This window comes from Labrys sp. LIt4, from assembly GCF_017813775.1.
In the GTDB taxonomy this organism is placed as follows: domain Bacteria; phylum Pseudomonadota; class Alphaproteobacteria; order Rhizobiales; family Labraceae; genus Labrys; species Labrys okinawensis_A.
Map to the genome: position 1 here is coordinate 215075 of NZ_JAGIPY010000002.1, position 13486 is coordinate 228560.

A 13486-nucleotide genomic window follows, 5' to 3' on the forward strand; every position below is an offset into this window, starting at 1 on the left:
GTTGCGCTGCGGAAATGAGACATCGGATATCATGGCGAGATCGACAAAACGGTAGGGCTCGGTATCGCCCCAGTTCAGCCCCGGTTCATCTTGTACGCTGCTTACTCGCCCGGGCTGGGTGCTCGGGGCGTATTGCCCTTCGTCTTGCGTTACAGGAAGCTCTTCATGTCGACCCGACGCCGTTTTCTCGCTGGAGCTGCCGCCGCCGGCGCCACCATGCTTGCCGCTCCCGCTCTGTCGCAGAACCTGATCGAATGGCGGATGGTGACGGCATGGCCGAAGGGCCTGCCGGGAGCGGGCACCGGGGCGCAACGCCTTGCCGACCGGATCGGCGTACTCACCCAAGGCCAGCTCACCATCAAGCTCTATGCGGCCGGCGAACTGGTGCCGGGGGACCAGAACATGGCGGCGGTGATGTCGGGCGAGGCGGAGATGTCGCATGACATGTCGGCCTATTATCTTTCCAAGTCACCCGCCTTCGCCTTCTTTTCCGCCATTCCCTTCGGCCTGATCGCCCAGGAATTCGATGCCTGGCTCTATGCCGGCGGGGGCCGGGCGCTATGGGACGAGTTGGGCGGGCAGTTCGGCATCAAGGCCTTTGCGGCCGGCAACACCGGTGCGCGCCTCGGCGGCTGGTTCCGGCGGGAGATCAACGCGGTCTCCGATCTCAGGGGCTTGCGCTTCCGCATCGGCGGCCTGGCCGGCCAAGCTCTCGCCAAGCTCGGCGTTCAGCAGATGCTGATGCCCGGCTCCCAGATCCTGCCCAAACTCCAGGCCGAGGAACTGGATGCGGCCGAGTTCATGGGGCCGGTCAACGATCTCAGCTTCGGTTTCCAGAATGCCGCCAGGTTCTGCTATTGGCCCGGGTTCCAGGAGCCCTGTGCGGCGCTGCAGCTCCAGGTCAACCGCGCCAAATTCGACGAATTGCCGGCAACGCACAAAGTGGCGATCGAGGTCGCCTGCGCCGAGGAAAATGCGCGCTCTCTAGCCGAATATGGCGCGCGCGCGCCGGCGGCAATCGCCCAGGCGGTGACGCAGCAGGGCGTCGTTCTCAAGCAATTCCCCGACGAGGTGTTTCAGGCCTTCGGCACGGCCAGTGGCCAGGTGCTGAACGAGATCATCGAAAATGGCGACGAGTTCACGCGCCGCCTCGCGGCCTCCTATTTCGGCTTCCGCCAGCAGACCCTGTTGTGGACGCGTATTGGCGACCAGGGATACGCCAATATGCGCTTGTTGGCCTACGACTATCCCAAAGGGAGCTGACCCCTTTCCTTGTCCGATCCTGGGAGAAGGGGCTTGCATCCCGGCCAATTCCCGCTCGCGTTTTGGAGCGGAGCGCCGAATTGGAGAGAGGCGTGCCTTACAGCGATAGTTTTTACCATTTGTATACGATTGGTATGACGTAAAGTTATTATCTTGCCGATTGTCAGAATGCCTTCGAAGTTTTTGCTAGAAGTTCTGTAGAAAAATCTCTCCCAATTACCTTTGAATGCAAATATGCGCCGCGCAGTGAAAATTCACTACCTAAGTATATGAGAAATGTTCAAACTTTGTAGAATGTCCCGACGGATCAGTTTAGTTGCGCGATATGATTGATTGTGCGGTTAACTGTTTATTCATGATGATATACGGTGGTGGGTTGATCGGAAGAGGTCATTTGGCGTAAGGTTCACCTCCGGGGCGGCGCCCTCGTATCGGGGTTTGGTGGGGGCGCTGGTCTATGGCGTGGGGCGATCGACAAGCGATGAGGGGGCTCAGCAGGCTTGAAAGCCTGATGCCGGCGCGCCAGCGTCTGGCCAAGGGGCTGGCCCTGTCGGTGGCCGTCGCGGCGCTCATTGCCGGGGCGAAGCCCCAGCCCGCCGAGGCATTCAAGCTCTTCGGCTACAATTTCTTCGGATCGGACGAGAAGCCGGTTTCGCCTGATGCCCAGACCTACAAGATCGAGGTGGTGATCGCGGGCGGGGACAAGGATATCAAGTCCGCGGTCGAGGGAGCATCTTCCCTCTATAGCGGCAAGGACGAGACGCCGCCGCCGAGCACGCCCGCCTTCCTCTCCAAGGCGCGTACCGAATATGATCGCATTCTCGGCACGCTCTATGCGAATGCACGCTACGGCGCCTCGATCTCGATCCTGGTCAACGGGCGCAGGCTCGAGGACATTCCCGTCGACGCCACCTTGCCGCATCCGGTCCCGGTGGTGATCAACGTCAACCCCGGTCCCGTCTTCACCTTCGGCCGGATCAGGATGGAGAACAGGGCGCCGCACAGCCCGATCGACGACATTCCCAAGACCAAGACGCCCGAGCGTCTCGGCCTCGAGCCCGGCCATCAGGCCAATTCGGACATCGTCCTGTCGGCGGAGCAGGCGATGATCGACGCCTGGCGGCGTCAGGGCTACCCCAAGGCTAAGGCCCTGCCGCGCGTGATCACCGCCGACCACGTCAACCACAAGCTCGATGTCACGCTGGCGGTCGAGCCGGGCCGTCTGGCCCATTATGGGCGCATGACCGTCGATGGCACCAAGGATATGAATCCGGCCTTCGTGGCGCGCCAGACCGGGCTTCGGCCCGGCGATCAATACGATCCGGCCGAGATCGAACTGGCCAAGCGCCGGCTGCAACGCCTGCAGGTGTTCTCCACCACCAGCATCGTGGAGGGCGATGCCATCGCGGCCGACAGCACGATGCCGCTGATGGTCACCGTCTCGGAGCGCCCGCTGCACGTCTTCGGGGCCGGTGCGGAATATTCCACGACCGACGGCATCGGCCTCAACGGCTATTGGGAGCACCGCAATTTGTTCGGGGAGGCCGAGCGCCTGCGCTTCGATGCCACCGTGGCGGGAATCGATTCGACCGATCCGACCAAATTCACCTATTCCGGCGGCGTGACCTTCGTGAAGCCGGGGATCTTCGACCCCTTCACGGACCTCACGGCGCAGTTGCTGGCCAAGCGCGAGGTCTACGATCCCTATTCGCAGAACACCTTCCGCGCGCGGGTCGGGCTCGCCCATGAGTTTTCCGAGCAGTTGACCGGCAAGATCGCGGTGAACGGGGAGTATGACCAGGTCGAGGACTTCTACGGCAAGCGCAATCTCCTGCTGTTCAGTCTTCCCGGCGAACTCGCCTACGACACCACCGACGACAAGCTCGAGCCGACGCGCGGCTATCGCCTGAAGGGCGCGCTCGAACCGTTCTACGAAGCCAAGTTCGGCAATTTCGGTGCGGTGACCCGTATCGACGGCTCGGCCTATTTCTCCTTCGATGCAATGGGGCGCTATGTGCTGGCCGGCCGGGTTGCGGTCGGCTCTGTCGTCGGGGCGCCCGCCGACGAATTGCCCGGCGATCGCATGTTCTATGCGGGCGGCGGCGGCTCGGTACGCGGCTATGATTTCCGCAGCCTCGGCCCCAAGCTCGACAATGGGTTCGTCGTGGGCGGCCGCTCCCTGTTGGAGGGCTCGCTCGAAATGCGCATCAAGGTGACCGACAGCATCGGCATCGTTCCCTTCGTCGATGCCGGCAGCGCCTTCTCCAGCGCCTATCCGTCCTTCGACGAGGACATTAAAATCGGCGCCGGCATCGGCCTGCGCTATTATACCAGCCTCGGGGCGATCCGCGTCGATATTGCCAGGGGTCTCACGCCCGTGAAGGGCTTCGTCATCGAGGATGGCAAGGTCAAGAAGAAGAACACGCCGCCTTTCGCCCTTTATATCGGACTGGGGGAGAGCTTCTGATGCGGCGCCGGATCATTCTCTTCACGGCTGTCGCGATCGTGGCCGTGCCGCTCGGCCTGAGGGCGCTGGCGCCGGCACGGGCCGATGATGCCAGCGACAAGTCCTGGTTCATCACCTATGTCGAGGACACCATCTCGACGCCCGACCAGAAGATCTCTCTCGGGCAGATCGATGGCGCCCTGTCATCGGATGTGAGGATCTCGTCCATCACCATCGCCGACCGTCAAGGCGTGTGGCTGACCATCAAGGACGCGCATCTGGTCTGGAGCCGGCTCGCTCTGATGAGCAAGAAGCTCGATGTCGACCTCCTGGAAGCCGGCTCGATCGAGATCACCCGCAAGCCCAATCCGCCCCAGGGCGTGCAGCCGGCGGCGAGCGACGGCGGCTTCTCCCTGCCCGAACTGCCGGTCTCGGTGAAGCTTGGCAAGCTTGCCGTACCCGTCGTCAAGCTCTCGGCTGCCCTGGCCGGCGAGGATACGGTATTCGATGTCGGCGGCAATGCTCTGCTGGCAGATGGCAAGCTGCATTCGGAATTGCTGATCAAGCGCACGCAGCCGGCCGGTGGCGATCTGACGTTCACCGCCGATTTCGACAATGCCACCAAGCAATTGGGCCTCAATCTTTCGCTGCAGGAACCACATGGCGGCTTCCTGAGCAGCATGCTGAAGGTGCCCGGCCAGCCGCCGCTCGGTTTCACGGTCGTGGGTTCCGGGCCGCTCGACAATTTCGCCGCCGACATCGCCCTCTCGGCCGACGGCAACAAGCTGTTCGGCGGCAAGGCAACGCTTGCCCAGGGCGCGAACGGGGTTACCTTCAAGGCCGATCTCGGGGGCAATCTGGAACGGCTCGTCGATCCGGCCTATGCCGATTTCGTCCGCGGCCAGTCTGCCCTTTCGATCGAAGGCGGCCAGGCCGCGGGCGGTGGCTATGAGCTCGAGCATGCCACCGTCAAATCCGGCGTGCTGGACCTCGCTTTGTCGGGTGCGCTTTCCCCCGACGCCTTTCCAACCAGGCTCAAGCTGGACGGCAAATTCGGTGCCGAGGATGGCCACGACATCTTGTTGCCGGGTGGCAATGCCCGCATCAAGGGGATGACCCTGGCGGCCCAGTTCGGCGATGGCGGCTGGACCGCGAATTTCGATCTGCAGAAGCTGGCCGCCGGGACGGTCGCCGCCGAGAGCGCCACCATCAAGGCCGGCGGTGACGCCCAGAACCTGGCCGATCCGCAAAAACGCAGCCTCACCTTCAAGGTAGACGGGCGAGGCGACAAGCTCAGTTCGTCCGATGCAGGCCTTGCCAAGGCGCTCGGCAGCAGTCTCGGCCTCACCGCGGCCGGCAAGTGGCAGGCGGGGCAGCCGGTGGTGGTCGACGGCGTGCGCCTGGCGGCGAATGCTTTCCAGGCCGGCTTCACGGGCGTCGTCGGCAGCAAGATGAGCGGCATCTACTCGCTGGCCACGCCCGACATCTCGGTATTCTCCGGCCTGGCAGGGCGCGAATTGCGCGGCAAGGCCGACCTCACCGCCAAGGGCGACGTCGCTCTGGCCGGTGGCGGTCTCGCGCTTACCTTCGAGGGCAAGGCCAGCGACATCGTGCTTGGCGATCCGCGCCTCGATGCCGTGCTCAAGGGAGCGACCGATCTGAGGGGCGGCGTCCGGCGCGATACCGCAGGCCTGCACTTCGACAAGGTCACCCTCGGCAACCCGCAGTTCAACGCCTCGGCCGATGGCCTCTATGGCGCGAAGGCGATAGATTTCAAGGCGGCGGCCAGCCTCTCCGACATCAAGCTGGTGACGGACCGTGCTTCCGGTGCGGTGGAGGTGACTGCGAGCCTGAAGGGAAGTGCCGAGAAGCCGGACGTCGTCGCCGACCTCACGGCGCCCAGGCTCATGCTGCAGGGCAAGCCGTTCACCGACGGCAAGGCCAATTTCACCGGCAGCGTCGCCGGACCGGCCGTCAATGGCGTTTTCTCGCTCGCCGGCCTGCTCGACCGTATGCCCGTGAAGGCGGGGGCGACGATCGCCACGCTGCCGGACGGAACGCACCAGATCAACGGCCTGCATGTCGGCGCCGGCGCAGCCCAGCTCGCGGGCGATCTGGCCGTGGCCCCGAGCGGGCGCGCGAGCGGCCGGCTCAATGCCGCGATCCCGGACATGGCGGCGATCGCGCCGCTCCTGCTCGTCAAGGCATCGGGTTCGCTCACCGCCGATATCGGCCTCTCGGTCGACGGCACCAAGCAGAATGCCGCGATCAAGGCGCAAGCGAAGGCGCTCAAGGTCGAAGCCAACAGCATCGGCTCCGCCACGATCGATCTGACCGGTCGGGATCTCACCGGCGTACCTGCACTCGAGGGCACGCTCAACGCGGCCAATGTCCAGGCCGGTTCCTTCATCCTCAGCCAGTTGCAGGCTACCGCCAAGTCGGAAGGTGAGAACGCCACCGCGTTCCAGCTGCAGGGCACCATGCCGAAGGGCAAGCTCGCGCTTGCGGGCGCGGTGAAGCCGGCCGGCGACGGGCTCGATGCCCGGCTCGACAAGCTCGACGTCTCGCAGCAGGGCATCTCCGCTTCCTTGCAGTCGCCCGTCACCATCGCTAGCCGCAAGAGCGGGGTCACCATACCCAAGGCCGTGCTCAGGATCGGGCAAGGCGGTGTCGTGTCCGTCGACGGCAAGGTCGGCGAGACCCTGGCGATGAATATCGTCGTCGGTCAATTGCCGCTGTCGCTCGCCAATATCGCGTCGCCCGGTCTCGGCGCCACGGGCACGCTGTCGGCCAATGTGAAGCTTTCCGGCAAGCCTGCCGATCCGGCGGCGGAGTTCGACGTGAAGGGCAGCGGCCTCAGCGTCGCCGCCGCCAAGGGATTCGGCATCCCGGCCCTGCAGCTCGCCGCCAATGGCCGGTACGCAGGCAAGGCCGTCACCATCGGCAATGCCAGCCTGACGGGAGCGGGGGGGCTGTCAGTCACCGCGCGCGGCCATGTGCCCTTGCAGGGATCGGGCCTTTCCGTCGACGTGCAGGCCTCGGCGCCGCTCGCTTTGGCCAATGGTGCCCTGCGCGATCGCGGCGGGCGCGCCACCGGTACGCTCACCCTCAATGCCAAGGCGGGCGGATCGATCTCGGCTCCGGCCGTATCCGGCCAGGCGGTGATCGCCGGCGGCACGGTGACCGATCCCGAGACCGGCATGAAGCTGACGGGGATCGGCAGCACCATCCGCTTCGACCGCGACCGGGCGACCATCGCCCAGTTCACCGCGACGACCCAGGGGGGCGGCACGATCGGCGTCACCGGTTCAGTCGGCTTGAAGCCGGATTTCGCCGCCGACCTGAAGATCACGGCCCGCAACGCCAAGCTCACCGACGGCAATCTGGCGACGGCGATCGTCTCCAGCGACATCACGGTGCGAGGCCCCTTGATGGCGAGACCGGTCATCGGTGGCCGCATCGACATTCAGCGTGCCGAGATCACCATTCCCGAGCGCTTTGCCGCCAATGCGGCCATGCTCGGCGTCAGGCATCTCAAGCCGCCGCGAGAGGTGACCCAGACCCTGGCGAAGGCGAAGGAAACCGCGGCAGCCGGCAAGCCCAGGAAGGGCAAGGCCGCTTCCGGTCCCAATGTGGTGCTCGACCTGACCATCGATGCGCCCGCCCGCATCTTCGTGCGCGGCCGCGGCATCGATGCCGAACTCGGCGGGCAGATGGCGCTGAAGGGGTCGGTCGCCGCCATATCGCCGGTGGGTTTTCTGGAGATGCGCCGCGGTTCGCTCGACGTCATCGGCCAGCACATCGTGTTCGATAGCGGCAAGGTGACCCTGGTCGGCGATCTCGATCCCAATATCGATTTCGTCGCCTCCACCCGCAGCAGCGCGATCACGGTGACGGTGCGGGTGACGGGGCGCGCGTCCGATCCGCAGATCGTGCTCTCCTCGGTGCCCCAGCTGCCGCAGGACGAGGTGATGGCCCGCTTCCTGTTCGGCCGCAGCATCCAGGACCTCTCGCCCCTGCAGCTTGCCCAGCTCGCCACCGCCGTGGCCCAGCTCGCCGGCGGCCCCTCCGGTCCCGGCCTGCTCGACAGCATCCGCAAGTCGACCGGCCTCGACAATCTCGGCGTGGTCACCGATTCGAGCGGCAATGCGGCCGTGCAGGCCGGCACCTATATCGGCGACAAGATCTATCTGGGCGTGACCTCGGGCGTGGGCGGCCAGACCGACGCTACCATCAATCTCGATGTCACCAGGAACCTCAAGCTGCGCGGCCAGGCCGGTACCGAAGGCTCAAAGGGCGGCATCTACTACGAACGCGAATATTGAGGCGGAATTTCCTCTTTTCCAATCATGCGGTTGGAGTGTTTCCGTCCCCGCCGGCGCGCGACACTGCGGCGAGCAGCATACAAAGGTATGATTGTTGGGGAGTGGGCAAGATCCTATGATCGCGGCGCTTCTTTGGAAATGGAAGCTGGAGGCCCGGGTCTTTAATCAGACAGCCCCCCAGCCCTAAGCCGGGCCTCCCATTTTCCCAGCCTTTCGGCCCTCTATCATATAGGGGCAAGCGCTTCTCAGCTCTTCGAACTGAGAGATCTGGTCTCTTGCAACGCTGATCGACAAGTCGATCGACCTTCCTAAAAGGCGTCAGCGGCCGCCTGCAACGCGCAGGATCGAGCCGGTGACATAGCTCGCAGCGTCCGACAACAGATAGAGCGTCGCATCGGCGATCTCTTCGGCGGTGCCGATGCGCTGCATCGGAATGCTCGGCCTGATGCGTTCCACACGCCCGGCGTCGCCTGTGCTGCGGGCATGGATCTCGGTGTCGACCATGCCGGGCTGGATGGCGTTGACGCGAACGCCCTCGGTGGCGAGCTCCCGGGCAAGACCATAGGTCAGCCCGTCGATCGCCGCCTTGGATGCGGCGTACCAGACATATTCGCCCGGCGAGCCCAAGGTGGCCGCGGCGGACGACATGTTGACGATGGCCCCGCCCAGGCCGCCCAGCCGGGTCGAAAGCCGCCTGGCCGCCTCACGCGCCACCAGGATGGCGCCGGTGACGTTGACGTCGATCGTCTCGCGGATGATGGCCGGGTCGGTGTCGGCGAGCCGCCCGGATTTGCCGGTGATGCCGGCATTGTTGACTAGATGGGTCAGCCTGCCGAAATCGTCGGCCGCCGCGAACAGGGCCGCGATGTCGTCTTCCCTGGCCATGTCCCCGGCACGGGCCAGCACGCGTGCCCCGGCAAGGCGGGCGGCCTGCGCCACGGCTTCGGCCGCGGCATGGTCGCTGCGATAGTTGATGACGAGGTCGTAGCCGGCTTGGGCAGCCTTGAGCGAAATGGCGGCACCGATGCCGCGGCTTCCGCCGGTGACGAGGAGGAGAGGGCGCTGCGACATGGAAAACTCCCGGCAATGATCGGCCTTGGCTGGCTGAAGGGATGGATGTGATTTGATCGGTCAGAGAGCTGAGACGTCTCCCCGTTCGATGGGTACGGCCTCGCGGATCACCCATTCCGCAATTCCCTCGATATCGTCGAGCTCGAAGCGCGGCATCGGGAAGGGGCCGGGTGCGTCCGTGGCGATAGCGCGAATATAGGGATCGCCGGGATAGATGTAATCCTTGTCGGTCGCCGTGCGATGCACCTCGATCTTGGGATGCGGATCGCTCTTGAAGCCTTCGACGATCACGAGGTCGACCGGCGACAATCGCCGGAGGAGCTCGGCGAGGGGAGGCTCGGGAGCGCCGCGTAGTTCATGCATCAGGGCGAAACGATGGGCGGAGGCGACCAGCACTTCCCGGGCGCCCGATTCACGATGGATGTAGGAATCCTTGCCCGGCTTGTCGACATCGAAGGCGTGGTGGGCATGCTTGATGGTCGACACCGTCAGCCCGCGCTGGAGCAGGGCCGGAATCAGGGCGGCAATCAGGGTCGTCTTGCCGGCGCCGCTCCAGCCCGACAGCCCCATCAGCCGCATCATGGCGCCGGCCCCTTGCGAATATGGTGCGCCGTGAAGCCCTGCTCCTCGCTGCGCCCTTCATAGATGTCGCCGGTTTCACGCGCCAGATTGGGCAAGTCGATCGCAGCCATCGGATCGGTGCATTCGAGGACGAGGCGTTCGCCGGGCGCCAGGCGCGCCAGCTCCTTCTGCGCCCGCAGCACGGGCAACGGGCATTTGAGGCCGCGCAGATCGATGCGCAGGGCCGGATCGGTCGCCGAGGGCGAGGTCGGATGAGCGGACATATCTCCGCTCTAGCGAGCCGGAGGCTGGCATACAACCATTCTGCGTCGTCGCGACGCATTCTCCCCCTTCACCTCCGCAGAAATCAGGATACGTCGCTTGGGAGCTTGCTCCAAACGGTGTCGGCGTGGAACATCCCCGGGGCGGCGGTCCGGTGATCCTCGACCGTCATCGATCGTGGCAAGGCGAGGCAGCGTCGTTGAACCAGGACATGCAGAAGACAGAGAGCGCCGTCATGGGTGTGATTCTCGCCGGCGGCCTGTCGCGCCGCATGGGAGGTGGCGACAAAGGGCTGTCCCTTCTGGACGGGCGGACGATCCTCGAGCGCATCGCCGCGCGCCTGCGCCCGCAAGTGGCGGCTCTGTTTCTCAATGCCAATGGCGACGCCCGGCGCTTCAAAGCGCTGGGCCTTTCCATCCTGCCGGATGGCGTGCCGGATTTCCCGGGGCCGCTGGCCGGTGTGCTCGCCGGTCTCGATCATGCCGCGCAGGCGGGTTTCGACGAGGTGGCCGTGGTGCCTTGCGACGCGCCCTTCCTGCCGGCAGACCTCGTCACCAGACTGCGGGCCGGCACGCAGGCGGGGAGGGGCGCCGTGGCCGTTTCCGCCGGCCGGCGCCATCCGACCGCGGCGCTCTGGCCGGTTCATCTGCGCACCGCCCTGCGTAAGGCCCTGGTCGAGGAGGATCAGCGCCGGGTCGAAACCTTCCTTCGCCGGCACGATTTCGCCGAGGTGGTTTGGCCGGCCGAGCCCTTCGACCCCTTTGCCAATGTCAACGATCCCGGCGGCATGGCGGAGGCGGAGGCCCTCCTCGCGCATTTTCCGGCTGCCTGACCATCCGACCAGCCCGAAGGCATACCAATGCCCCCCATCTGGCCTTAATTCCGCGCCGATGATAGAAGCGCGGCAATTGCCAGTGCGTCTTGCGATTTGACGGCCTTCCGGAAAGCGCAAAGACGCATCGAAATCCGTAGGATACCAAACATTTGCAGAGCTTCCGGCAATGCCCATGAAAGGGGTTCGCCGGAAACTCCGCCCCAGGAGTTGCCGCCATTTCCACTGAGGCTCAGAACGCTGTCCGCGCCATGCCGTTGCTGCGGCGCCTGTTCTCCGACGAAGGAAGCAAGCATACCCGCGCCTATGGCGTGGCGATCGCTGCTGGCGCTATCGAAGCATCGATGGGAGGGCTGGTGGCCTGGTTGATCGGCCCCGTCATCCGCGCCATGTGGGACAAGCAGAGCATGGGGCAGATCGTAGGCTTTGCCCTGATGGTCGTCGTGGTCTTCCTGGTCCGTGGCGCGGCTGCCTATACCAAGGACACGGTGCTCGCCCGCATCGGCAACTCCATCATCGCCAGCGTGCAGCAGCGGCTGTTCGATCATGTCGTCAAGCAGGATATGGCCTACTTTACTGCGCGCCATTCCACCGAAATGGTGGCCTCGAATACTTTCGTGGCCAATTCCTCGCGTATCGCCTCCAATCTTCTGGTCACCTCGATTTCCAACGTGCTCCAGGTCGGAGCGCTGATCGCCGTGATGATCATGCGCGATCCGTTGCTGGCCCTGTCCGCCCTCGTGGTGATGCCGCCCGCCGTGCTCGGCATCCGCTATATCACCAAGCGAATCCGGCGTGTGGTGAAGCGGCAATATCAGAGCACCGCGCAGATCACCGGCATCATCCAGGAAACCTCGCAGGGGATCCGGGTGGTCAAGTCCTTCGGCATGGAGCAGGCCATGCGGGCCCGCATGGCAGCCGGGGTGGCCGAAGCCCAGGCTGCGGCCAACAAGATGGCGGGTCTCGGCAATCGCTCGGGCCCGATCATGGAGACCATGGCCGGCTTTGCCGTTGCGGCGGTCATCGTCTATGGCGGCTGGCGTATCACCGCCGGCCAACTCACCGTCGACGAGCTGATCTCGTTCCTGTTCGCCTTCCTCACTGCCTATGCGCCGTCCAAGGCGCTTGCCCGCGTCAATGTCGACCTGAATGCCGCCGTCGCCGGCGTGAGCATGTTTTACGACATCATCGATCAGCCGGCGCGGGAGGGGGCGGGCGAGAGCAAGAAGCCCTCTTTCGTCAACAAGGGTGGCCATATCGTCTTCGATCACGTGAGCTTCGGCTACAAGCAGGACGAGCCTGTGCTCAACGATCTGTCCCTGGTCGCCGAAGCCGGCAAGACGACCGCTCTGGTCGGTCCCTCCGGCGGGGGCAAGTCGACCGTTCTCAACCTGATCCTGCGTTTCTATGAACCGGGAGCAGGCACGATCCGCATCGACGAGCAGGATATCGCGTCGGTATCCGTGGCCAGCCTGCGCAGCGCCATGGCCTATGTCGGCCAGGACGTCTTCCTGTTTGCCGGCACCATCCGGGAGAATATCGCCTTCGGGCGGCCGGGCGCCTCGCAGGAGGCGATCGAGGCGGCGGCCAAAGCCGCCCATGCCCATGACTTCATCGTGGATTTCGACCGGGAATACGACACCGAAGTCGGCGAGCGCGGCCTGCAGCTTTCCGGCGGCCAGCGTGCCCGCATCGCGATCGCACGCGCCATCCTGCGCGATGCCTCGATCATCCTCCTGGACGAGGCCACCGCCGCGCTCGACTCGCAATCCGAGCAGGCCGTCCAGAATGCTCTCGACGATCTGTGCGCCGGGCGCACCGTCGTGGTGATCGCCCACCGGCTGCAGACCATCCAGGAAGCCGACAAGATCTGCGTGATCGATGCCGGCCGGCTGGTCGAAGAGGGCAGCCATGAGGAACTGCTCGCCAGGGCAGGGCGCTATGCCGCCCTCCATGCCGTGCAGTTCCGTGACGAGCCCCAGCTCCTGCCTATCTGAAAAGGTTTTGTTCCGTGAAATCCGTTGCTCTCTTCGATCTCGACGGCACTTTGGTCGATGCCGATCATCTGCATTACGAGGCCTGGCGCGAGATGGTGGCGCCGCACGGGATCGAGCTTTCCCTCGACACTTATGTCTCCGAGATCATGGGCCAGCCAAACAGCCTGCTCGCCAGGAACTTCCTGAAGGATCTCGACGAGGACGTCGCCCTCAAGCTCGTCGATGAAAAGGAGGCGATGTTCCGCAGCCTCTTCGTCGGGCTGAAGCCGGCGAAGGGACTGACAGATTTTCTCGACTGGCTGGAAAAGAACGGGGTGCCGGTCGGCGTCGTCACCAATGCGCCGCGGGACAATGCGGAGCATCAGCTGGTCAATCTGGGCCTGGTGGAACGTTTCCCGACCGTGGTGATCGGCGCCGAAGTTGCCAATCCCAAGCCCCATCCCGATCCCTACCTCGTCGGCCTGGAACGCCTGCAGGGACGGGCCGCTTCCAGCCTGGCCTTCGAGGATTCGCGCTCGGGCATCACCGCCGGCAGGGCAGCGGGCCTTGCGGTGATCGGTCTTGCCACCAGCATGAGCGAAGAAGCGTTGCTGGCCGCGGGGGTGGAACTGGCGATTGCCGATTATGAGGATCCGCGCCTCCGGCCCTTCGCGGCAGCCCGGCTCGGTATCGCCTGATGGCACCGGTGACCTGAATTCCCCTTGCCTGC

General features: G+C 64.8%; 9 protein-coding genes. 6 read left to right on the top strand and 3 right to left on the bottom strand.

All coding sequences use genetic code 11. The features are described from left to right. Positions 1-165: 165 nt before the first annotated feature. The 3 genes from J8I29_RS03940 (at position 166) to J8I29_RS03950 (ending at position 8034) form a co-directional block, all read left to right on the top strand. Positions 166-1263: a TRAP transporter substrate-binding protein gene (locus J8I29_RS03940; RefSeq protein ID WP_105861898.1), complete on the top strand. Its 1098-nt coding sequence runs from the start codon at positions 166-168 to the stop codon at positions 1261-1263. Positions 1264-1774: 511 nt separating this feature from the next. Next, on the top strand, positions 1775-3730 hold the full coding sequence (locus tag J8I29_RS03945; protein WP_209430714.1) for an autotransporter assembly complex family protein: 1956 nt from the start codon (positions 1775-1777) through the stop codon (positions 3728-3730). After that, positions 3730-8034 carry a translocation/assembly module TamB domain-containing protein gene (locus J8I29_RS03950; RefSeq protein WP_209430715.1) on the top strand — a complete coding sequence of 1435 codons (4305 nt, stop codon included), beginning with the start codon at positions 3730-3732 and terminating at the stop codon, positions 8032-8034. Before J8I29_RS03945 ends, J8I29_RS03950 begins: the two co-directional genes overlap by 1 nt. Before the next feature lie 318 nt (positions 8035-8352). Here J8I29_RS03950 and J8I29_RS03955 read toward each other — a convergent pair whose 3' ends face one another. The 3 genes from J8I29_RS03955 to J8I29_RS03965 are packed head-to-tail and all read right to left on the bottom strand — an operon-like array spanning position 8353 to position 9950. After that, entirely contained in the window at positions 8353-9105 is a 753-nt protein-coding gene (locus J8I29_RS03955) for a glucose 1-dehydrogenase (RefSeq protein WP_209430716.1), read from the bottom strand. A gap of 60 nt (positions 9106-9165) precedes the next feature. Beyond that, on the bottom strand, positions 9166-9684 hold the full coding sequence (gene mobB, locus J8I29_RS03960) for a molybdopterin-guanine dinucleotide biosynthesis protein B (protein ID WP_209430927.1): 519 nt from the start codon (positions 9682-9684) through the stop codon (positions 9166-9168). Then, complete coding sequence (locus J8I29_RS03965; protein ID WP_105861902.1) at positions 9684-9950, bottom strand: sulfurtransferase TusA family protein; 267 nt, start codon at positions 9948-9950, stop codon at positions 9684-9686. Before J8I29_RS03965 ends, mobB begins: the two co-directional genes overlap by 1 nt. Positions 9951-10159: 209 nt before the next feature. Here J8I29_RS03965 and mobA point away from each other — a divergent pair, with 209 nt between their 5' ends. The 3 genes from mobA to J8I29_RS03980 all read left to right on the top strand — a co-directional run bounded on the left by mobA (position 10160) and on the right by J8I29_RS03980 (position 13454). Continuing rightward, positions 10160-10780, top strand: coding sequence for a molybdenum cofactor guanylyltransferase MobA (mobA, locus tag J8I29_RS03970; protein ID WP_209430717.1), 621 nt, complete (start codon positions 10160-10162; stop codon positions 10778-10780). 251 nt (positions 10781-11031) lie between these two features. Then, complete coding sequence (locus J8I29_RS03975) at positions 11032-12777, top strand: ABC transporter ATP-binding protein (protein ID WP_209430718.1); 1746 nt, start codon at positions 11032-11034, stop codon at positions 12775-12777. Between the two features lie 14 nt (positions 12778-12791). Next, entirely contained in the window at positions 12792-13454 is a 663-nt protein-coding gene (locus J8I29_RS03980; RefSeq protein ID WP_105861905.1) for an HAD-IA family hydrolase, read from the top strand. Positions 13455-13486: the final 32 nt, after the last annotated feature.

Bases quoted from the DNA above. Each gene is read 5' to 3' on its own strand.
- J8I29_RS03940 (WP_105861898.1), top strand. From the start codon at position 166: ATGTCGACCCGACGCCGTTTTCTCGCTGGAGCTGCCGCCGCCGGCGCC.
- J8I29_RS03945 (WP_209430714.1), top strand. From the start codon at position 1,775: ATGCCGGCGCGCCAGCGTCTGGCCAAGGGGCTGGCCCTGTCGGTGGCC.
- J8I29_RS03950 (WP_209430715.1), top strand. From the start codon at position 3,730: ATGCGGCGCCGGATCATTCTCTTCACGGCTGTCGCGATCGTGGCCGTG.
- J8I29_RS03955 (WP_209430716.1), bottom strand. From the start codon at position 9,105: ATGTCGCAGCGCCCTCTCCTCCTCGTCACCGGCGGAAGCCGCGGCATC.
- mobB (WP_209430927.1), bottom strand. From the start codon at position 9,684: ATGCGGCTGATGGGGCTGTCGGGCTGGAGCGGCGCCGGCAAGACGACC.
- J8I29_RS03965 (WP_105861902.1), bottom strand. From the start codon at position 9,950: ATGTCCGCTCATCCGACCTCGCCCTCGGCGACCGATCCGGCCCTGCGC.
- mobA (WP_209430717.1), top strand. From the start codon at position 10,160: ATGCAGAAGACAGAGAGCGCCGTCATGGGTGTGATTCTCGCCGGCGGC.
- J8I29_RS03975 (WP_209430718.1), top strand. From the start codon at position 11,032: ATGCCGTTGCTGCGGCGCCTGTTCTCCGACGAAGGAAGCAAGCATACC.